Raw genomic sequence first — 20,478 nt, 5'->3', positions numbered from 1 at the left:
ACACAAGTCAAGACAAGCTCGCCAGAATGGGCCGGAATCGTAAAGGAGTAACCATGCTGAAACACGCCGCTCATGCGTTTGCACAGACCCAAGTCCCCTTCAAGATCGCGTCTACCAAGTCGGGCCGGCTCTTCTCGCTGCCTGAACTGGCCAAGTCCTTCCCGAACGTCTTGCGCATGCCCATCTCCATGCGCATCGTGCTGGAGAGCGTGCTGCGCAACTGCGACGGCAAGAAGGTGACGGCCGAGCATGTGGAGCAGCTCGCGAACTGGAAGCCGGTGGCCGCACGCGTGGACGAGATCCCCTTCGTCGTCGCGCGCGTCGTGCTGCAGGACTTCACCGGCGTGCCGCTGCTGGCCGACCTGGCCGCGATGCGCAACGTGGCTGCGGCGATGGGCAAGAACCCCAAGGCCATCGAGCCGCTGGTGCCGGTCGACCTCGTCGTCGACCACAGCGTGATGATCGATTACTACGGCACCAAGCAGGCGCTGGACCTCAACATGAAGCTGGAGTTCGAGCGCAACCGCGAGCGCTACGAGTTCATGAAGTGGGGCATGCAGGCCTTCGACACCTTCGGCGTCGTGCCCCCGGGCTTCGGCATCGTCCACCAGGTGAACCTGGAATACCTGGCGCGCGGCGTGCACAAGAACAAGGACGGCGTCTTCTATCCTGACTCGCTGGTCGGCACCGACAGCCACACCACCATGATCAACGGCATCGGCGTCGTCGGCTGGGGCGTAGGCGGCATCGAGGCCGAGGCCGGCATGCTGGGCCAGCCGGTCTACATGCTGACGCCCGACGTGGTCGGCTTCGAGCTGACCGGCCAGCTGCGCGAAGGCGTGACGGCCACCGACCTGGTGCTGACCGTCACCGAGATCCTGCGCAAGCACAAGGTGGTGGGCAAGTTCGTCGAGTTCTTCGGCGAGGGCACGGCCAGCCTCGCCCTGCCCGACCGTGCCACCATCGCCAACATGGCGCCGGAGTACGGCGCGACGATGGGCTTCTTCCCGGTGGACGAGAAGACCATCGACTACTTCAAGGGCACGGGCCGCAGCAAGGCCGAGATCGATGCCTTCGAGGGCTACTGGCGGGCACAAGCGATGTTCGGCGTGCCCAAGGCCGGCGACATCGACTACACCTCGGTCGTCACGTTGGACCTCGGCACCGTCGTGCCCAGCCTCGCCGGCCCCAAGCGCCCGCAGGACCGCATCGCCATCAACGACCTGTCAGCCAAGTTTGGCGAGCTGTTCAGCAAGCCCATCGCCGAGAACGGCTTCAACCAGCCGGCCGAAAAGCTGACCCGGCCCTACGTCACCGACTCCGGCCTGCCGGTCAAGAACGGCGACGTGCTGATCGCCGCCATCACCTCCTGCACCAACACCAGCAACCCCGGCGTGCTGCTGGCCGCCGACCTGCTAGCCAAGAAGGCGGTCGAGGCGGGGCTCAAGGTGGCGCCCCACATCAAGACCTCGCTCGCGCCGGGCTCGCGCATCGTCACCGAGTACCTGCAGAAGGCCGGCCTGCTGCCCTATCTGGAGAAGCTCGGCTTCAACGTCGCCGCCTACGGCTGCACGACCTGCATCGGCAACGCGGGCGACCTGACACCTGAGCTGAACCGCCTCATCCAGGACAACGACCTCGTCTGCGCGGCGGTGCTGTCGGGCAATCGCAATTTCGAGGCGCGCATTCATCCCAACCTGAAGGCCAACTTCCTGGCCAGCCCGCCGCTGGTGGTGGCCTACGCTATTGCCGGCAACGTGACGCGCGACCTGATGACCGAGCCGGTCGGCTTTGGCAAGCAAGGCCAGCCGGTCTACCTGGGCGACATCTGGCCGACCAGCGACGAGATCTACGCGCTCATGAAGTACGCGATGGACGGCGACGCCTTCAAGGCCAATTACGACAAGGTGGCCACGGAGCCCGGCAAGCTGTGGAAGGCGATCAAGGGTACGAAGGGCCAGGTCTACGACTGGCCCAAAAGCACCTACATCGCCCAGCCGCCCTTCTTCGAAAACTTCACGATGGAGCCGAAGACGCTGGTGTCCGGCGTCAAGGGCGCCAAGGTCATGGCGCTGTTCGGCGACTCGATCACGACGGACCACATCAGCCCGGCCGGCTCCTTCAAGGAGACGACGCCAGCCGGCAAGTTCCTCATCGCCAATGGCGTGCACAAGGCCGACTTCAACTCCTACGGCGCCCGCCGTGGCAACCACGACGTGATGATGCGCGGCACCTTCGCCAACGTGCGCGTGAAGAACCTGATGCTGCCCGCCGGCACCGACGGCTCGCGGCCGGAAGGCGGCTACACGCTGAAGAACGGCGAGCAGACCACCATCTACGACGCCGCCATGGCCTACATCGCCGAGGGCACGCCGACCGTCATCTTTGCGGGCGAGGAGTACGGCACCGGGTCAAGTCGTGACTGGGCCGCCAAGGGGACGCAACTGCTGGGCATCAAGGCCGTCATCGCCAAGAGCTTCGAGCGCATCCACCGCAGCAACCTGATCGGCATGGGCGTGCTGCCGCTGCAGTTCAAGACGGGCTTCAGCTGGGAGAACCTGGGCCTGACGGGCGCGGAAACCATCGACATCACGCTCGCCGACGAGATCAAGCCGCAGGACGACGCGGTGATGACGATCACGCGCGCGGACGGCTCGCAGATCGCCGTCAAGCTGACGCTGCGCATCGACACCGCCATCGAGGTGGACTACTACTTCCACGGCGGCATCCTGCCGTTCGTGTTGCGGCAGCTGCTGGCGGCGTGATCGGCGGACACGAAGCGACGGAATGCCTTGGTGCTGCGTTCGGAAGCGAACAGACTGGTTTGGACGGATCGTGCATGGTGTGACGCACTGCGATACACGATGTGAACAGCTCAACGGCCAAACCCAAAGCCCCATCCCGAAGGCAACTGCTTCTGGCGGCTGCCTGTGTCACGGCCTCGCCCTCATTGACGGCTTGTTCATCAGGCGACGCCGAGCAAAGCGCCGCTCGCGCCCTGAGAACGCCGGGGCTGCCGTCTTCGGGCACGGCCAACTTCCCCATGCATGACCTGGTGCGGCAGGCCGTCCTGGCGCCGTCGAGCCACAACACGCAATGCTGGCGCTTCCAGATCGCCGAGAAGTCGATCTCCATCGCGCCCGACCTGAAGCGTCGATGCCCCGTTGTCGATCCCGACGACCATCATCTGTTCGTCTCGCTCGGTTGCGCGGCGGAAAACATGGTGCACGCCGCGCTGGCCGCCGGGCTCCACGCCGACCCACGCTTCGATCCCAGCGGCGACGGGGTCATCACGGTCAACCTCGAGGCGACACGCAAGCGCATCTCGCCGTTGTCTCAGGCGATCGCCGAGCGGCAATGCACCCGCGGCGACTACGACGGCCAATCGATTTCACCGGCCGAGCTGCTGCAGCTGGAACAGGCCGGCACAGGAGATGGCGTCCACGTGCGCCTGCTGACCGCTCGCCCGGCCCTGGAGGGTGTCCTGGAATACGTCGTCGCGGCCAACACGGCCCAGATGAACGACGCCGCGTTCGTCGAAGAACTCAAGGCATGGATCCGCTTCGGCGCCGACGAGGCGCTTCGCACCCGTGACGGCCTGTTCGCCGGCGCCACGGGCAACCCCGCACTGCCGCGGTGGCTGGGCAGCCGGATGATGGGCTTGTTCTTCACCCCAAAGTCCGAGAACGAGCGCTACGCGCGGCAGATCCGCAATTCGGCCGGCATCGCGGTATTCGTCTCCGAGCGCAGTGACAAGGCGCATTGGGTCGAGGCGGGCCGCTGCTACGAGCGATTCGCGCTGCAGGCCACCGCGTTGGGCATCCGCAATGCGTTCCTGAACCAGCCCGTCGAGGTCGCCGCGATCCGGCCGCAGTTCGCTGCGTGGCTGGGCATCGCAAGCCACCAGCGGCCCGATCTGGTGGTGCGCTTCGGGCGTGGCCCCGCCATGCCCTTGTCGATGCGGCGGCCGGTGCAGGCAGTCGTTGCCTGACGGCCGGGGCTACCCCCATGCGCCACCCGGTGGGACTGTTTGTGGCTGCGGCGTTGAGAGTGACGCCCCGGTGAACGGCTTGGCATGGGCGGCCTGGGCGGCATGGGGCGTGGGCTTCGTGGTGGTCACCGGCATCGGGCTGATCGCGCTCGGAAGCTTGCGCTGGCGGGCGTCGACACGCGCGCAGATGGCGCGGCTCGAAGCCACCCGGGTGCGGGCGCCTGCGGGCCGCTACGACGCGCGTGAGATCGACGCTCTGCCCGCACCGGTTCAGCGCTACTTCCGCGCGGCGCTGAAGGACGGTCAGCGCTTCGTCGCCGCCGCAACCTTCGAGCTCGCCGGCACGATCAATCTGTCGGCCACCGCTGAGCAATGGAAGCCCTTCACGTCGACGCAGCGGGCCGTCACCCACCGCCCGGGCTTCCTGTGGAACGGCCGCGTGGCCATGCTGCCGGCCCTGGCCGCACATGTGCACGACAGCTACATCGCCGGGGTGGGCGCGCTGCACGCGGCCGTGCTGGGCCTGGTCACAGTGGCCGAGGTGCAGGGTGGCGGCGAGATCGCCCGCGGCGAACTGATGCGCTACTTCGCCGAGATGGCCTGGTACCCCACCGCACTGCTGCCCAGCCAGGGCGTGCGCTGGGCAGCGGTGGACGATCGCTCGGCCAAGGCCACGCTGGTGGACGGGCCCATCACGCTGACCTTGCTGTTCAAGTTCGACGAGGCCGGGCTGATCGCATCAGTGCACGCCGATGCGCGTGGCGCCGGGGTGGGCAAGGACATGGTCATGCTCCCCTGGGACTGCAGCGTTTGCAGCTACCAGCTGCGCGACGGGATGATGGTGCCGACCGTCGGCGAGGCCGCCTGGCTGCGCCCGCAAGGGCGCAAGCCCTACTTCGTCGGCAACCTCACCTCGCTGGCCTACGAGTTCTCGCCCTGAACCCTGTGGGTCGGCAAGCGCCTGTCGCGCGCGCATGACAATTGACTGCACCCGGCCTCAAGCGGAAACGGGCGGCAGCCGAGACCGACGACCTCCATTGTTTGGAGCCCCCTCGCCGCCCACACTGCGAAATCTCCTTGTCCCACCCCGCCCTCATGCACCGCCTCCCCGGCCTCGACCTGCTGCGCAGCATCGCCATCGTCTGGGTGATGCTCTTCCACTCCTTTCTCGTCGGTGGCCTCGGGCCGGACTTTGCGTGGCTGTCGCGCTTCGGCTGGGCGGGCGTGGACATCTTCTTCGTGCTCAGCGGCTTCCTGATCGGCTCGCAGTTGCTGCGCACGCTGCAGCGCGGCGAGCCGCTGTCGCTGCGTGACTTCTACTGGCGCCGGGCCTGGCGCATCCTGCCGGCCTTCGCCGTGATGCTGACGGTGTATGTGGCCTTCCCCGTGCTGCGCGAGGCACCCGGGCTGGCGCCGTGGTGGCAGTTCGCCACGTTCACGCTGAACCTGTTGGTCGACTACGGCCACAACCAAGCCTTCTCGCATGCCTGGTCGCTCTGCGTGGAGGAGCACTTCTACCTGCTGTTCCCGCTGCTCGCCTGGTGGGTGACACGGCGGCCATCAACGGCGCGCTTCCTCGGCCTGTGCGCGGCCCTGGTGCTGCTCGGCATCGCGCTGCGCAGCGGCGTCTGGCTGCACAACGACGCCGCGCAGCCGCCGCGCAACTGGTACATCGAAGACATCTACTACCCGACGTGGATGCGGCTGGACGGCCTGCTGATGGGCGTCGTGCTGGCTGCGCTGTGCGTCTACCGGCCGGCGCTGTGGGCGCGGCTGCAGGCGCGCTCGACGTGGCTGCTGCTGGGCGGCGTCGCCGCCGCAGGCCTGGCCTTGTTTCTGTTCCGCAACCGTACCGGCCTGGTGGCCAATGCCGTGGGCTGGCCGCTGCTGTCGTTCGGCTTCGGGCTGCTGGTGCTGTCGGCCACCGCGCCGCGCGGCTGGCTGGGGCGCTGGGCGGTGCCGGGCGCGGGCTGGCTCGCCGCCGCGTCGTACAGCCTCTACCTGAGCCACAAGCTCGTCATGCACGCGGTGCAGGAATGGCTGGCGCCGGCGCTGCCGCTGCAGGGCCTGGGCCTGTTCGCCGTGTACGTGGTGGCCATCGCGCTTGTCGGCGCGGCCTTGCACTACGCCGTGGAGCGCCCCTGCCTGCAGTTGCGGGACCGCCTGCGTAGCCGCGCCCGGGGCGGCTCTGTCGGCCCAAGCCCACAAGGCCGACGCGCCGCCGGCTGACAGACGCTTGCCAGGCGGGCGGCTACCTTCGTTGGGTACCGCCTTGGTAGTTTTGAGATGACTTGGAACGAATTGATCGACCGCGCCGCCGCCTTCTGGCCGAACGTGGGCTGGACCGACGTGCTGCCGGCCGTGCTCGCAGGCATCGTCACCATCCTCGTCAGCAAGGTCGGCCTCGGACTGACCGTGCAGCGGCTGCGCGTGCTGTCACGGCGCACCAACACCTCGCTGGATGACGGCCATGACACGACCGCCGACCCTATCCGCACATCGCGGCCGGCTGAGGCCCATCGTGCACGGCACGGCCGGCGCTGACCTGCTCACAGCCGCCGTCGCCGCGCTGGTGCTGGTCGCCATCGCTGGCGCGCTCTACACGCACCGCTTCGGCCTGTCGCACCTGTTGGTGTTCCTGGTCGTCGGCATGCTGGCCGGTGTCGACGGGCCGCTCGGCCTGCCCTTCAACAACTACTCCCTGGCCGTTCACGTCGGCAACCTGGCGCTGGCGCTGATCCTGTTCGACGGCGGCCTGCGCACGCGCTGGGGCATGGTGCGCGACGGCATGCTCGCGGCCGGGCTGCTGGCCACCGTCGGCGTGGCCGCCACGGCCTGCCTGGTGGCCACGCTCGCGCACGTCGTGCTAGAGGTGCCCTGGGCGCAGGGCCTGCTGCTAGGCGCCGCCGTGTCGTCGACCGACGCGGCCGCTGTATTCGCGCAGTTCAGCGCCAGCAAGCTCAAGCTGGAACCGCGCCTGGCGGCGACCATCGAGGTCGAGTCGGGCATGAACGACCCGGTGGCCCTGGTGCTGACAGTGGGCCTGATCGCCTGGATGAGCGGCGAAGGCACCGAGGCCGCGCATGCCGCTCCCGCCGCCCAGACCGTTTCAGGCTTGGCCATGCTGGTGCCGCTGCTGGGCCGGCAGCTCGGCCTGGGCCTGGTGGCCGGCATGGGCGGCGGGCTGCTGGTCTCGGCCTGGCTGCGCCGCCTGCCCATCACGGACGACCACGACGGCCTGGCCGCGCTGCTGATGGCGGCGGTCGGGCTGCTGCTGTTCTCCACAACCAACAGCTTCGGCGGCTCGGGTTTCCTGGCCGTCTACCTCGCCGGGCTGCTGGTGCGCCATCGCGCCGAGCGCGCCACGGTGATGAGCCTGCCGGGGCTGAACGGCTACACCTGGCTGGCCCAGGCGGCACTCTTCCTGTTGCTGGGCTTGCTCGTCACGCCGCATGAGGTGTGGCAGCTGGCGGGGCCAGGTCTTGCGGTGGCCGCTGGGCTCATGCTGCTGGCGCGGCCGGCGGCCGTCGTGCTGTGCCTGGCGCCGCTGGGTTTCGACTGGCGCTCGCAGTGCTTTGTGGCCTGGTCGGGCCTGCGCGGCGGCGTGCCCATCGTGCTCGCGGCCTACCCGGTGCTGGCCGGCGTGCCGGGCGCATGGCGATTGTTCGACGTGGCCTTCCTGGTGGTGCTGCTGTCGCTGCTGATCCAGGGGCCGACGTTGGCGCCGCTGGCGCGGGCGCTACGGTTGAACAAGGACTAGCCGAACACAGGGATCAGATGAGGCCGGCCGGCCACCAGCGTGACGACACGCCTTGGCAGGAACAGCAACGGCGTCGTGCCGGTGTGAAGCGCGCGGTCCACGGCGGCGCGGGCGGCATCGAGCAGCGCGGTCCGGCTGGGCCGGTCACCCCGGCAGTGCGAGCGCGGGATGACGAGGGCGAGATCGAGGCTGCTCGGGCCGCTGGCATCGGCAGCCTCGACTTCCAGCCGGGCATTCACCACGACGGTGGACGGGGTGGTGAGGCGCACATCAAGGTCGGCGTCGACGATGTCATCGAAGGCCACCGGCAGGTTTTGCAGCGGCAGCATGAAGGAAGGCGGGTTCTTGGACATGGGGCGCAATCATGCAAAGCTCATGTGACAACCGTGATAAGGCGCGTCGCCACGCGAGCGTAGGACGGGGCCGCAAGTGTGGTGTTGCGCGCTAGCGCGCGTGGCGCACGGTCGGTGCGGCGAACAGGCGACCGATCAGCGTGCGCGCAAAGAAGTAGTCGTTGCGCAGCTTGTCGCCCAGTGCATCCAGGCCGACGCGGCCTTGCGGGTCACACGGGACGTCCAGCCCGGCATCGCCAACCGTCAGCGGTTCGAAGTGCAGCAGGTGCGTCGGCTTGGCGGCATTGGCACGGGAAGCGGTTGGGTTCGGTATCGAGAACATCGCGACCTCCACTGAGAGTGACGACAACATGGCTGTCACTTTGCGCCCTGCAAGCAGGGCCCGGTGTAGGCCCGGCGGGTGCGTGGCAGGTGTAACGAGGCGCGTGCGTTTGTAGGACAGCGACTGCGCGCGTTGGCTACACGGCGTCCTGCGTCGGCACGCTGAGGTCGAACCAGAAGCGGCTGCCCTCCCCCAGCCGGCTCTCCAGCCGGATCTCGCCGCCCATCATGCGCACGAGCTGGCGGCTGATGGCCAGGCCCAGGCCCGTGCCGCCCACGCGCTGCTCGGCGTTGCCGGCCTGCTCGAAGGGCTCGAACAGGCGGTCGCCCTGGTCGTCTGCGATGCCGACACCGGTGTCTTCCACCTCGAAGCGCAGCATCACGTGGCTCGGCAGCGTCTCGACCGACGGCAGCGTCAGCGCCCGCAGCGTGACGCCGCCGACGTGGGTGAACTTCACCGCATTGCCCAGCAGGTTGAGCAGGATCTGGCTCAGCCGTTTGTCGTCGGCAAGCACCACAGCGGGCAGCGCTGGATCGAGATGCAGGTCCAGCGAGATCTGCTTGTCAACGGCCATCACGCGCACGATGTCCGCCACGGCGTTCATGCGCGTGGCCAGCTTGACCGGCCCGAGGCGCAACTCCGCCTTGCCGGCCTCGATGCGGGACAGGTCCAGGATGTCGACGATCAGTGTCAGCAGGTGCTGGCCGCTGCTGTGGATGATGTCCAGCCCGTTGCGCTGCTTCGGCGTGAGCCCGGCGTCCATCTTCAGGATCTGCGCATAGCCCATGACGGCGTTCAGCGGCGTGCGCAGCTCGTGGCTCATGCGCGCCAGGAACTGGCTCTTGGCCCCGTTGGCCACCTCGGCGCGCTCCTTGGCGTCACTGAGCTCCAGCGTACGCGCGTGCACCAGCTCTTCCAGATGGTCGCGGTGAGCACCCAGTTCGGTCTCGCGCTCCTGCAGCGCGCTGATCATGCGGTTGAAGGTGTGGGCCATGGCCGCGATGTCGCGTGGGCCGCCGGCCGGCGCGCGGGCGTCGCTGTCACCACCCTCGACCTTGTCCATCGCGTCGGACAGCGCCGCCAGCGGCCGCGTCAGCCGCAGCGCCAGGTAGCGCATGGCGAGCAGGAAGAGCGCTGCGAACAGCAAGGCCACGCCGAAGTTGGCGATGAAGAGCGAAGTCTGGGTGCGGTGCAGCGTCGCCTTGCTCTGGATGACACGCACATGGCCCAGCAACTGGGCCGGGCGCAGCGTGACGTCGAAGGGCGAGGGCTCGGGCCGCGTCCAGACCGGTGCGGCGAAGGCCCAGCTGTCTTCGGTCTCCTCGTCCAGCCAGGGCTCGCTGGCGGCGCGGGCCGGGGGCAAGGCTGCGGGCAGGCCGTCGCGCCCGGCCCCGAGTGCCAGCAGCAGCCGGCCGCTGGTGTCGCGGATCTCGATGCCGGTCACGTCGGGGAAGCTCAGCGACGCGCGCACGGCTTCCTCGGCGTTGTCGGCGGCCGCATAGATCAGCGCCAGAGAGCTGTTGGAAGCCAGCGTGCCCGCCACGCGCCCGCCTTGATCCAGCAGCATCGCGCGCACCTGGCGGCCGCCCTGCCAGGCGTTGACGGCGGCCATCAGCAGCGCCAGGGTCAGCCCGCCCAAGGCGACGGCCATGCTCAGGTGGCGGCGAAATGAGGTCTCACGCAACCAGCGCACATAGACACGCAGCAACCACGGCCGCGGCAGCGGCGCAGGCGGCGCCGGCACTTCACCGGGCAGGATGCTGACCGGCGATTGGCTGTCGATGGGGTGGTTGGGCATTTCAGTGGCGCCCGGCCGTCCGAAGCCGCTGAGCGCCCCCTCGGGGGGCAGCGAGCGAATGCGAGCGTGGGGGCATTTTCATCAGTTCGAGGGATAGACCAGGTCGAAACTCGGCTGCACGGTAGCCACATCGATACCCAGATGCGCCGCGGTGCGGATGTTGATGGCGGCCAGGGCCTGGCGCAACGGGAACACCCCGGCCACGGCCGCCTTGGGCGCGGCAGCCAGGCGCTGGGCCGCCGTGGCCAGCGAGCGGCCGAGTTCGCGGTTGTCGGGGTAGAGCGAGAACAGCGCGCCGCGCTTCACGTGGGCGACATGGCTGGAGAACACGGCGATGTTGCGATTCCAACCCTCCCTGAGCACCAGCGAGAGCACGGCGTTGTCGTCCACGGTGGTCGGGTCTTGCGGCAGCCAGAGGGCGTCGCGGGCCGGGTCGACGGCGGTGAGCAGCAGCGTGTAGGCGCGCAAGGCCTCGGCCGGGTCGGTGGCCTCCTGGGCCAGCAGCTCCAGGCCTTCAGCGCGTGCGGCTTCACGCGCCAGCTTGACGAGCCATGCGTTCACGCGCGGGTCGTACACCAGGTGCACGCGCCGTGTGCCGGGCCGCAGGCGTTTCAGACGGGCCAGCATCAGGGCCGGGTCTGGCGCCAGCGTGTGCACGGGGAAGCTGCGCGCCTCGGCCTCCTGCACCGACACGACACAGCCCACCATCACGGCCATCTCGCCGGCCATCGCGCTGGCGATGCGCATGCCGCCACGGCCCAGGCCGATGAGCACCTGCGGGTCGCGTTTGCGGATGTCCTCGGCCACCTGGGCCGGGTTGGCGTTGCTGGCCATTGCAAAGCTGGCCACCGAGCCGCCGAGCTTGTCCTCGATGCCTTCGAGGATGCTGGCGAACACCTGGCGAAAGGGTTCGCCCAGCTCCGGGTAGACGACGGCCAGCGAGCGGCCCAGCTCGGCCGCAGCAACCCCGCCCGCCGCCAGCGCCACGGCACCGCCCAAGGCCTGTCGCAACAAGGCGCGGCGCGTGGCGTGCGTGGGGCAACCGGGCTCAGTCAAGTGGGGAGTGCTGCGTAAAAGGGCCGGGGTAGGCCAGGACGGGTGGGCGGCATTATGCAAAGGAGCCGGGTCAGCAACGGTACCTGGCTTGCAGATACGCGGCGCGCGGATGCAACGGGAGGTCGTGCACGATGCCGCCCCCGGCGAGGCTGGGCTGCCCAAGGACATCCCGCCGGCGAGGCGCTCCCTCAATGTGCAGGCGGCCTACCGGTTCTGGTCAACCCCATCGCGTCTGTGCCCGAGCGGTGGAACTAGTTCACGAATTGGCACCTCGCCCGCCGTTTTCACTCCTTTTGGCGGCACCGGGGCGACAGCACAATACACGCCCGTCACCGCCCACTCGGAGAAGCTGTCAATGAGACCAATCCTTGGCCTGATGCTTCTGGGCAGCGTGTTCTCGACAGCCGGGCTGCCCGTTGCCCTTGCGCAAGCGCCGAGCGAAGAAGAGGAGCTCGCCCAGGTCTACGGCGACAAGGCGACCGTCAGCATCGCCACGGGCGCCGCGCAGTCGCTGCGCCGCGCGCCTGCGGTGGCCACGGTGATCACGGCGCAGGACATCGCCATGATGGGCGCGACGGACATCGACCAGGTGCTGGCCACGGTGCCCGGCATCCATGTGGGCCGCAACAACCAGGGCTACAACCCGCTGTACATCGTTCGCGGCATCTACAGCGAGTTCAATGCGCAGACGCTGGTGCTCTACAACGGCGTGCCGATGACAACCATGTTCATCGGCAACCGCGGCACGATCTGGGCGGGCATGCCGGTGGCCAACATCGCGCGCATCGAGGTCATCCGCGGCCCGGGCTCGGCCCTGTATGGCGCCGACGCCTATGCCGGCGTCATCAACATCGTCACCAAGGGTCCGGCGGACCTGCAGGGGCTGGAGCTGGGCCTGCGTGCCGGCTCGTTCGGCGCCCGCGATGCCTGGATGCAATACGGCGGCGCGTTGGGCCCGCTGGCCGTGGCCGCCTACCTGCGCACCGGCCGCACCGACGGATTCAAGGAGACCGTCGAGGCCGACGCGCAGACCGGCCTCGATGCGCTGTTCGGCACCCACGCCAGCCTGGCCCCGGGGCCGGTGAACACCGGGCACGACGCGGTGGACGCGCACGTCGAGGGCAACTACGGCAAGCTGCGCATGCGTGCCGGCTACACGCTCAGGGATGACGTCGGCACCGGCGCCGGGGCCGGTGGCGCGCTCGACCCGGTCGGCAAGGGTCGCAACCAGCGCTGGAACGCCAGCGTGTCGCTGTCCGAGCTCGAGCTCGCGCCCAAGCTGCTGCTCAACCTCACCGGCAGCTATTTCCAGTTGGTCAATCAGTTCACCCAAATCCTGCAGATCTTTCCGCCCGGCGCGTTTGGCGGCAGCTTCCCGCAGGGCATGTTCGGCGCGCCCAACACCTGGGAGCGGCAGACGCGCGTGGCCGCCGTGCTGGGCTACACCGGCTGGGCCGGCCACCAGCTGCGCTTCGGCGTGGGCCATGACGACCTGGACATGTACCGCACCCAGGAGTTGAAGAACTTCACCATCATTGATTCCGGGCCGGCCAAGGGGTTGCCGCTGCCGACGCCGGGCGGGCAGCTGGTCGAGTTCCCGGTCGACATGTCCTTTGCGACGCCGCAGCGGCGCCGTGTGAGCTATGCCTATGTGCAGGACGAATGGAGCGTCGCGCCGGACTGGACGCTCACGGCCGGCGTGCGGCGCGACGAGTACAGCGACTTCGGCGCCACCACCAACCCGCGCCTGGCGCTGGTGTGGGACGCCAGCCTGGACATGACCGCCAAGCTGCTGATTGGCCACGCCTTCCGGGCGCCGTCGTTCTCGGAGGAATACAGCATCAACAACCCGGTCATCCGCGGCAACCCCGCGCTGAAGCCGGAGCGCATCCGCACGGCCGAGGCCTCCTTCAGCTGGCAGTTGAGCGCCCAGGTGCAGCTGCAGGCCAGCGCCTTCCGCTACACGATGACCGACATCATCCGGGCGGCCAGCATCGGCGGCGGCACGAGCGAATACACCAACCTGGGCACGCAACGCGGCCATGGCGTCGAGCTGGAACTCGTGGCCGATGTGGCGCGCAACCTGCGCCTGGCGGGCCACTACGCCTACCAGCGCGCCGTCGACGAGAGCACCGGCCATGACGCGGGCTATGCGCCGCACCAGATGGCCTTTGTGCGCGCCGACTGGCATTTCGACAAGGGCTGGGCCTTGAGCGGCCAGGTCAAGCGCGTGGCGGGCCGCCTGCGCGCGGCGGGCGACGCCCGGCCGCCCTTGCCCGACTACACCAGCGCCGACGTGACGCTGCGCACCTCATTGCGCCAGTCGGGCTGGGACCTGGCCTTGTCGGTGCGCAACCTGCTGGACGCCGATGTGCGCGAACCCAGCCTGGCCAGCACCGGCGTGCCCTACGACCTGCCGATGGCGGGCCGTGCGGTGGACGTGCAGTTGGTCTACCGGTTCTAGGGCCTACTGCCCTGGTACCACCAGGCCCTCGCCCCAGGTTCGGGGCGCGTGGCCTTCGTACGTCACGTTGTCGCAGGCCAGCGGCAGCAGCGCGCCGGCCGGCTGCTCGCTCGCCTCGATGTAGCAGGGCTGCATGCCGGCCAGGAAGGCGGGGAAGCCGTACTGGTAGTGCTGGCGCGGCGTGAAGCCCATGTCCGACGTCAGCGCGGCCGTCAGCGCGGCGTAGTTCATACGCAGCCGCCAGCGGCCCTCCTGCAGGTGCTTCTCGACGGCCAGCGCCGCCTGCACGTGAGCGCCGCCCGCCAGGCCTTCCCGCTCGACCAAGCGCAGCATGGGCGCGATGCGCTCGTCGCCCGCCGCGATGGGCCGGCCGTAGCCGGCGATGGCGCGGTGGCGCTTGAGCTCGTCGCGCACGCAGTCGTCAAGGCTTGACCCCGAGGCGATCACCTGCTGCGCCCGCTGGATGAAGCTGGCTGCGCGGATGTCGATGCCGCGACCGTAGATCTCGGCCTCAGACACGGCCAGCGCCGCCGCCACGGCCAGCGTGCCCGAGCTGCGCGCGCTGCCGGCCAGCGCGGCCACGCGGTTGTTCCAGATGCGCGCGTCCGGGTAGCTGGTGCAAACCCAGATGGCATGCAGCACCTTGATCTGCGCCGGCGTGTAGCGCTGGCCGGTGATGCCGAAGACATACAGCGCCAGCCAGTCCATGTCGGCCAGCTCGGCATGCAGGTCGTGGCCGCGGAACACGGCGCGCTGGCCCACGAACGCGCCGCCCATGCGGGTGCGCAAGCGGCCGGCGTGTTCTTCAAGCGGAGAGATGCGGGTCATGCCGCCTCCGTCAACGGATCGTCCTGCAGGTCCAGCGCAAAGAACGGAAAGTCCTTGTAGCTGCCGGCGCGCTGTTCCAGCGCATGGGCCGCCGCACCGGGCAGGCGCAGCAGCAGGTGCAGCATCTCGCCCTGCTCCGGGCTGAAGCCGAGGTCTGCCAGCGCCGCCGCAGCGACGCCCGACATGGCCAGCGGCAAGCCCACAGCGGCCTCGACTGCGGCGCGCTGCGAAGCCAGCCAGCTCAAGCGCGGGCCATCGCCGATGTCCGCCAGCCGCTGCAAGGCCGCGCAGACGATGCCCGCAGTCACCACACCATTGGGCTCGAAGCCCGGCGGGTGGTCGGCCTCCGGCCAGATCGCCGCAACCGGCGCCGCAGACGACACCCAATGCGTGGCGAAGGATTCAGCGTCCCCTGGCGCGTCGGTCCACAGCGTGATGGCCGCAGCCACCTCCTGCGCACCGCCATGGCGGCCGGCGCCCACGGCCAGCGCGGCCATCAAGGCGGCTGCAGCCGGCGAGCGGCCCAGCCCCGAGCACATCGCCGCATGCACCGCCGCATCGCGCGGGCCGGCGTTGGCCAGGGCCACGGCCAGCGCCTCCAGCAGGCGGGCCTGCGCCTCGGTCGGCGCCTCCTCGCGGAACAGCAGCCACAGCATGTCGACCCAGCGGGCGCGGCCTAGCATGTCGCCGTAGACGTCGTAGCCACGGCAGTGCGCGGAGCGCGTGGCAAAGCGGTCGGCGGGCTCGGCCTCCTCGCGCCAGATGCGGGTGCGGACCTGCTCCATCACATCAGCTGGCTGAAGCCACCGTCCACCACCAGTTCGGTGCCGACGACATACGACGATGCCGGCGAGGCGAGGTACAGCACCGCGTTGGCGACCTCTTCGGCGGTGCCGAAGCGCTGGCTGGGCGAGCGCTGCGTCAGGTCGGCGCGCGCGGCGTTCACTGCCTCGCGGGGTACGCCGTCCCAACGGCCGAAGCCGGGCGTGGCGATGGGGCCGGGGCTGACGGCATTGACGCGGATGCCGCGCGCGGCCAGCTCCAGGCTCGCGCTGCGCACCAGCGAACGCGCCGCCGCCTTGCAGGCCGCGTAGGCCGAGAAACCCGGCGCGCCAACCTGGTTGGCGATGGAGGTCGTCACGACGATGGACGCGCCCGGGCGCAGCAGCGGCAGCGCGCGCTGGATGGCGAAGAACACGCCCTTGAAGGCGACGTTGTTCATCGCGTCGAACTGGTCTTCGCTCATGAACTCGATGGGCATCGGCGAGCCGCCCGTGGCGTTCAGCACCAGCACGTCCAGATGGCCGAACTTGGCTTTCACCTGCGCCATCAGGCGGTCGATGTCGTCCAGCTTGCCGGCGTCGCTGCGCTCGGCCAGCAGGTCGTGCCCCAGCGAATCGCGCGCCGCCGCCAGCGTCGCTTCGTCGCGGCCCGTGATCATCACGCTGGCGCCCTGCGCCATGAAGAGCTTGGCCGTGGCCAGGCCGATGCCGCTGTTGCCACCGGTGATGAGGGCCGTCTTGCCCAGCAGTGATCCCATGTTCGTCATTTCGCTCATTTCGCAGTCCCGAGGGTTTTCATTCGAAGATTCATTGGCGGCACTTCCTCGCCGTCGATGCGCACGTCCAGCAGCGTCGGCCCGCCGCGCGACAACATCGCTTTGAAATCCAGCGCATCGAGGTCAGCCGGCGAGCGGATCACATGGCCCGGGATGCCCATGGCGGCGGCCATCATGGCGAAGTCGACCTTGGGCAGCGCGAAGCCGATCGGCTCGGCGCCGGCCAGGCGTTGGCCGTGCTTGACCATGCCTAAGGCGCCGTCGTTGAGCACGACATAGAGCACCGGCAGGCCCAGTTCGGCGGCCACGGTGATCTCTTGCCCGTTCATCAGGTAGCTGCCGTCGCCCGTCAGACAGACGACCGGGCAGCGGCGGTTGGCCAGCGCGATGCCCACGGCCGACCCGATGGCCCAGCCCATGGGCGCAAAGTCCATCGTCACGCGCAGCCAGCTGGAGGGGCGCGTGCGCCGCTCCTGCCCCGCCGGTAGATACGAGGTGCCCGGCAGGCGGCCGCTGCGCTTGTCGTGCGGGGCCAGGTAGTGCACGGCCCAGGCGGCGCTGTTGCCGGCGTCGGCCACAAAGCGCGTCTGCGGCGGGCAGCGCTCGCCCAGCGTGGCGAGCAGGCGCTGCGGCTTCACGGGCGCGCTGTCGCTGCGAATGGCCTGCGGGCTGTCCACCATGGCCTCGTAGGCCTGGCGCGCCACCTGCGGATGCAGGAAGGGCAGCACCGTGGCGTCCTGCCCGTTGTTGGACGGCGCGAGCAGCGCGATCAGCTGCTCGCACACCGACTTGATGTGGCCGCGCACATGCAGCCGCGCCGTCGGCGAACGCATCAGGTTCTCGTCGCTGTCGTCCACGTGCACGAGGCGGCTGTTCAGCAGGTTGGTGGACCAGCCACCGCTGTTGAACTCGCCAAAGCCCGTGCCCAGGGCGATGACGAGATCGGGCTGGCTGGACAACAACTCCGCCGCGCTTGAATGGCCACCAAAGCCGAACACGCCGCGAAAGCGCGGGTGGCGCGGGTTGATGAAGCCCTTGCCGTCCGGCGTAGCAATGAAGTGGCCATCGGTGAGCTGCACCAACTGCATCAGCTCGCTGGCAGCCTCGCCGCAGCCGTCGCCAATCAGCCAGACCGGCTGTTGGGCCGAGAACAGCAGGCGCGCGAGCTGGCGCACGGCGGGCAGGTCCACCAGCGCGGGCGCGCGGCGCAGCAGGCCGGCGAAGTCGGGCGTCTCCAGATCGTCGGGCAGCGGCTGGCGCAGGATGTCTACGGGAATGGACAAATGGCTCGGGCCGCTCGGCGTGCGCTGGGCATGCATCAGCGCGTTGAAGAGCTTGATGGGCAGCTGCTCGGCGTGCGAGACCAGCGAGTTGTAGCGCGTGCACGGGCGGAACATCGCCATCGTGTTGATGCCCGTGCAGCTGGACTCCTGCAGCGCGCCCTTGCCGAAGTTCTTGATCGGCGGCTGGCCGGTGATGACCAGCATCGGCACGTTGTTGTCGTAGGCGCAGGCCACGCCGGTGATCAGGTTGGTGGCGCCCGGCCCCGAGGTGGCGATGCACACGCCGATCTTGCCGGTCTCGCGGGCATAGCCGTCGGCCATGTAGGCGGCACCCTGCTCGTTGCGGGCCACGACGGCCTGCGGGCCACCGCGCCGGCCACTGCGTGCGAGGGCGTTGTACAGCGGCTCGATGGCGCCGCCGGGCACACCGAAGACGTATTCCACGCCGAGGGCTTCAAGCGCTTCGACGAGCATGTCTGCCGCATCACGGGCGGCGGGTTCGCGCGCCGAGTCGGGCGCTTCGGCATAGAAAGGGGCAAGAGCAGTGTTTGTTTCCACGGGGCGGCAGTAGTCGGCAGGCGGTAGGCGAAAGGACACCGCGACGGCTGCGGCACCGCTGCTTGGAGCAATGGCACCGGCGTGTCCGCACGACATCAGGAACTTGGATAAGCCCACCGAGATGGACCCTTGAAACGGCCAATGGACGCAATGTCCCAACGGCCTCGCTCCCCCTGCGTGCGCTGTGGGCCTGAGGCGACGCTGAATAAGTCCCCGCGATGCAGCGCGCCCTGGTTTGGGATGGACTGCAAGGCGCAAACCGCTGCCATAGCTTGGCTATGGCGAGGATTTGCAACGCTGCAGGCCGCCCAAAGCAGGGATGCGCTGCGCGCGAGGGACTTGTTCAGCGTTGCCTTAAGCCCCGCGTCATCTCTGGCCTGCGCCGGAAGCCGTTAGCACCGTGCAGTGAACGCAACTGTATCGAGGTGAAACTTACCCACATCCCCGCGAATGCGGGAAAACACGGGATCGCCGTGAGCAGTTCGTGAAGTAGTGCGCAGGTCGCTGGGGTCAGGGCTTGCCCTTGGCTCCTGTCAGCTGTGCAACGGCGGCCAGCGTGGTCTGCGCGGCGTTCAGCCCGAGCAGGAAATCCTTGTCCGAATAGGTCGAATACAGGTCCGTCGGCTGGTGCCAATGCGGGTTCCAGCCGGCGCCGATCTGCATGCCGCGCTCGTTCTCGCGCAGCGACACCGCCGGCACCCAATCCATGAAGGGTGTCGAGTCGGTGTTGGTCATGCGATTGCCCACGGCGGCCGGGTAGTCCGTCGCGTACTTCTCGTTGGCCGCGCGCAGGGCCCAGGCCAGCTTGGCCGCGCCGTCGGCCTGCTTGGCGTTGACCTGGAACTCGATGTTCACGTCGGCCTCGGCACGCTGGTCCTTCGGCGCCGTGTAGACCGGCTGGCCGCGCGCGTCGAGCACCGGCTTTCCGGCGGCGTCCAGCTTGGGCACCGGCATGCCGTGGTCGAACAGCAGCATGTCGTGCTGGATCATGCCCAGCCAGGTCGGCTCGGGATACCGGCCCGAGCCCTTGGGCGACTCGATGCCTTGCAGGTCCTTGCGCTGGGCCACGTAGGCATAAGCACCGTTCAGGCCGGTCTCCTCGTTGTTCCAGAGGATGAAGCGGATGGACCGCTCCGTCGCCACGCCCGGCGCGTTGAACACACGCGCCAGCTCCATCACCAGCGCCGTGCCCGAGCCGTCGTCATTGGCCGCCTCGCCGAAGCCGATGCCGTCCATGTGGGCGGAGACGATGAACATCTCGTCCGGCCGCGTCGTGCCCACCTTCGTGCAATAGACGCTCTCGCGCGGCGACGTGCCCGGCGGCGTTTGCTCAGTGTTGAGAGAGCGCAGCTTTTCGTCGGGCTGGGCCATCGGGTCGGTGTTCACGCCGATCGGCGCGCGCTTGCCGAACAGCGTGCCGCCGCCCTGCGCCGCCGGCCCACCCGCGCGCACCGGCTGCAACTGCACCGGCCCGCGCTTGACCGGCTCGGTGAAGTCATAGCGCAGCCGCTCGGTGTTCATGCAGCCATAGCTTTTCAGCTGCGCCTCGATCCAGTCCAGCGCCGCCCGGTTGCGCGCCGTGCCCTGGCGCCGGTCGCCAAACTGCGTCAGGCCCTTGATGGTGGCCTTGTACTTGTCCAGGTCGAGCTGGTTGACGAGCGGGGCGACCGGGTCGGCTGCGTCGACGGGCTGGAGTTGGGCGGAGGCGGTGAGGCAGGCGGCGGCCAGCGTGGCGGCAACGAGAGCGTTCTTGGAGGCCATGATTGAAGCGTGGAGTGGGGCGCTGCGATCCTAGTCAACGGCCAGCGTCGCCGAGAGCAGCAGAGCCGGCTCGTCGCGGTCATCCGGGTCGGTCACGAGCAGCAGATGCAGCGCGCCGTTCACCACGGTCACGGCGATGCCTTCGGCCTTGCACGGCAAAGACAGCGGCAGCAAGCCGAGCAGCCGACCATCGGCCGCCACGACACCGACGGCCGAGCCCCGGCAAGGCCCGTCCAGGTAGCTGTCATCGGTCGCCTCCGCCGCAGCGCAGAACACCCAGCCGCCGCCAGGCAACGCAGCGCCATCGGTGAAGCACAGCGGCACGCCGTCGATGTCGCCAAGCACATACGGCGTGCTGGAAACCGGCTGCGGTGCCGGGCCGGTGTCGCTCAACCAGGCTTGGACCGCCGGCCAATCGAACTGGATCAACGCATTGGATGCGTCGCCCTTGTTGCCCCGCTGCAGCAGGCAGAAGCTGCCAGCGCTGACAAAGGCGCCTTCGATGTTGAGTTTGTCGTACTGCGCGTGCAGCCGTTCGTACAAGAGCGCCAGGTCGATCTCGCACACCGTAGGCTCAAGCCCGCCCGCCTCGTCATGCGCCAGCAGCGCCGCCCGGTGACGCTGCGGCTTGGACCCCGAGCCCAGCGCCAGCAACGCGCCATGCGGGCAAGCTGCAAACGGCGGCAACTGCGCCAGCGCCTCCAGGTCCGGCTTGGCGGCCTTGCGCGCCTTGGGCTTGTCGGGCA

Annotated in this window: 17 protein-coding genes; 7 read left to right on the top strand and 10 right to left on the bottom strand. The window is 69.0% G+C overall.

The features are described 5' to 3' along the window. Positions 1-53: 53 nt before the first annotated feature. The 6 genes from acnA (at position 54) to ABIS05_RS25820 (ending at position 7,751) form a co-directional block, all read left to right on the top strand. Positions 54-2,765: an aconitate hydratase AcnA gene (acnA, locus tag ABIS05_RS25845; RefSeq protein ID WP_348012449.1), complete on the top strand. Its 2,712-nt coding sequence runs from the start codon at positions 54-56 to the stop codon at positions 2,763-2,765. 278 nt (positions 2,766-3,043) lie between these two features. Next, positions 3,044-3,991 (top strand): Acg family FMN-binding oxidoreductase, encoded by a 948-nt coding sequence (locus ABIS05_RS25840; protein WP_348012448.1) that lies wholly within the window; start codon positions 3,044-3,046, stop codon positions 3,989-3,991. A gap of 70 nt (positions 3,992-4,061) precedes the next feature. After that, entirely contained in the window at positions 4,062-4,931 is an 870-nt protein-coding gene (locus ABIS05_RS25835) for a DUF6920 family protein (protein ID WP_348012447.1), read from the top strand. A gap of 155 nt (positions 4,932-5,086) precedes the next feature. Then, on the top strand, positions 5,087-6,220 hold the full coding sequence (locus ABIS05_RS25830) for an acyltransferase (protein ID WP_348012446.1): 1,134 nt from the start codon (positions 5,087-5,089) through the stop codon (positions 6,218-6,220). 57 nt (positions 6,221-6,277) lie between these two features. Next, positions 6,278-6,535 (top strand): hypothetical protein, encoded by a 258-nt coding sequence (locus ABIS05_RS25825; RefSeq protein WP_348012445.1) that lies wholly within the window; start codon positions 6,278-6,280, stop codon positions 6,533-6,535. Continuing rightward, entirely contained in the window at positions 6,462-7,751 is a 1,290-nt protein-coding gene (locus ABIS05_RS25820) for a potassium/proton antiporter (RefSeq protein WP_348012444.1), read from the top strand. Before ABIS05_RS25825 ends, ABIS05_RS25820 begins: the two co-directional genes overlap by 74 nt. Here ABIS05_RS25820 and ABIS05_RS25815 read toward each other — a convergent pair. The 4 genes from ABIS05_RS25815 to ABIS05_RS25800 form a co-directional block, all read right to left on the bottom strand. Beyond that, positions 7,748-8,104: a hypothetical protein gene (locus ABIS05_RS25815; RefSeq protein ID WP_348012443.1), complete on the bottom strand. Its 357-nt coding sequence runs from the start codon at positions 8,102-8,104 to the stop codon at positions 7,748-7,750. The two genes, ABIS05_RS25820 and ABIS05_RS25815, sit on opposite strands and share 4 nt — an antisense overlap. Positions 8,105-8,195: 91 nt before the next feature. Next, complete coding sequence (locus tag ABIS05_RS25810) at positions 8,196-8,456, bottom strand: hypothetical protein (protein WP_348063363.1); 261 nt, start codon at positions 8,454-8,456, stop codon at positions 8,196-8,198. Positions 8,457-8,562: 106 nt separating this feature from the next. Next, positions 8,563-10,224, bottom strand: a complete 1,662-nt coding sequence (locus ABIS05_RS25805; protein ID WP_348012441.1) for an ATP-binding protein — start codon at positions 10,222-10,224, stop codon at positions 8,563-8,565. 81 nt (positions 10,225-10,305) lie between these two features. Beyond that, positions 10,306-11,280 carry an ABC transporter substrate binding protein gene (locus ABIS05_RS25800; protein ID WP_348012440.1) on the bottom strand — a complete coding sequence of 325 codons (975 nt, stop codon included), beginning with the start codon at positions 11,278-11,280 and terminating at the stop codon, positions 10,306-10,308. Between the two features lie 355 nt (positions 11,281-11,635). Between ABIS05_RS25800 and ABIS05_RS25795 the strand changes: the two genes are divergently transcribed. Then, the gene (locus tag ABIS05_RS25795) at positions 11,636-13,744 is read left to right on the top strand and encodes a TonB-dependent receptor (RefSeq protein ID WP_348012439.1); all 2,109 of its coding nucleotides are present in this window, start codon (positions 11,636-11,638) and stop codon (positions 13,742-13,744) included. Positions 13,745-13,747: 3 nt separating this feature from the next. Here the strand turns inward: ABIS05_RS25795 and ABIS05_RS25790 are convergent, their stop codons facing one another. From ABIS05_RS25790 to ABIS05_RS25765, 6 genes are all read right to left on the bottom strand, one after another. Next, positions 13,748-14,572 (bottom strand): hypothetical protein, encoded by an 825-nt coding sequence (locus tag ABIS05_RS25790; protein ID WP_348012438.1) that lies wholly within the window; start codon positions 14,570-14,572, stop codon positions 13,748-13,750. Further along, positions 14,569-15,357, bottom strand: a complete 789-nt coding sequence (locus ABIS05_RS25785) for a citryl-CoA lyase (RefSeq protein ID WP_348012437.1) — start codon at positions 15,355-15,357, stop codon at positions 14,569-14,571. The genes ABIS05_RS25790 and ABIS05_RS25785 overlap by 4 nt, the downstream gene beginning before the upstream one ends. Next, positions 15,357-16,130, bottom strand: a complete 774-nt coding sequence (locus ABIS05_RS25780) for an SDR family oxidoreductase (RefSeq protein ID WP_348063361.1) — start codon at positions 16,128-16,130, stop codon at positions 15,357-15,359. Before ABIS05_RS25780 ends, ABIS05_RS25785 begins: the two co-directional genes overlap by 1 nt. Next, on the bottom strand, positions 16,127-17,971 hold the full coding sequence (locus tag ABIS05_RS25775; RefSeq protein WP_348012435.1) for a thiamine pyrophosphate-binding protein: 1,845 nt from the start codon (positions 17,969-17,971) through the stop codon (positions 16,127-16,129). The genes ABIS05_RS25780 and ABIS05_RS25775 overlap by 4 nt, the downstream gene beginning before the upstream one ends. Before the next feature lie 510 nt (positions 17,972-18,481). After that, positions 18,482-19,732, bottom strand: a complete 1,251-nt coding sequence (locus ABIS05_RS25770; protein WP_348012434.1) for a M28 family peptidase — start codon at positions 19,730-19,732, stop codon at positions 18,482-18,484. 30 nt (positions 19,733-19,762) lie between these two features. Next, the coding region (locus ABIS05_RS25765; protein WP_348012433.1) for a DUF6910 family protein at positions 19,763-20,478 on the bottom strand (716 nt) is incomplete at its 5' end.

This window comes from Roseateles sp. (assembly GCF_039929605.1).
Classification (GTDB): Bacteria; Pseudomonadota; Gammaproteobacteria; order Burkholderiales; family Burkholderiaceae_C; genus Pelomonas.
Note: the sequence above shows the minus strand (reverse complement) of the source record. Positions and strands in the feature narration are given on the sequence as shown.

Coding starts and splice junctions, on each gene's coding strand:
- acnA (WP_348012449.1), top strand. CDS start 54: ATGCTGAAACACGCCGCTCATGCGTTTGCACAGACCCAAGTCCCCTTC.
- ABIS05_RS25840 (WP_348012448.1), top strand. CDS start 3,044: ATGCATGACCTGGTGCGGCAGGCCGTCCTGGCGCCGTCGAGCCACAAC.
- ABIS05_RS25830 (WP_348012446.1), top strand. CDS start 5,087: ATGCACCGCCTCCCCGGCCTCGACCTGCTGCGCAGCATCGCCATCGTC.
- ABIS05_RS25825 (WP_348012445.1), top strand. CDS start 6,278: ATGACTTGGAACGAATTGATCGACCGCGCCGCCGCCTTCTGGCCGAAC.
- ABIS05_RS25820 (WP_348012444.1), top strand. CDS start 6,462: ATGACACGACCGCCGACCCTATCCGCACATCGCGGCCGGCTGAGGCCC.
- ABIS05_RS25815 (WP_348012443.1), bottom strand. CDS start 8,104: ATGTCCAAGAACCCGCCTTCCTTCATGCTGCCGCTGCAAAACCTGCCG.
- ABIS05_RS25810 (WP_348063363.1), bottom strand. CDS start 8,456: ATGTTGTCGTCACTCTCAGTGGAGGTCGCGATGTTCTCGATACCGAAC.
- ABIS05_RS25805 (WP_348012441.1), bottom strand. CDS start 10,224: ATGCCCAACCACCCCATCGACAGCCAATCGCCGGTCAGCATCCTGCCC.
- ABIS05_RS25795 (WP_348012439.1), top strand. CDS start 11,636: ATGAGACCAATCCTTGGCCTGATGCTTCTGGGCAGCGTGTTCTCGACA.
- ABIS05_RS25790 (WP_348012438.1), bottom strand. CDS start 14,572: ATGACCCGCATCTCTCCGCTTGAAGAACACGCCGGCCGCTTGCGCACC.
- ABIS05_RS25785 (WP_348012437.1), bottom strand. CDS start 15,357: ATGGAGCAGGTCCGCACCCGCATCTGGCGCGAGGAGGCCGAGCCCGCC.
- ABIS05_RS25780 (WP_348063361.1), bottom strand. CDS start 16,130: ATGAGCGAAATGACGAACATGGGATCACTGCTGGGCAAGACGGCCCTC.
- ABIS05_RS25770 (WP_348012434.1), bottom strand. CDS start 19,732: ATGGCCTCCAAGAACGCTCTCGTTGCCGCCACGCTGGCCGCCGCCTGC.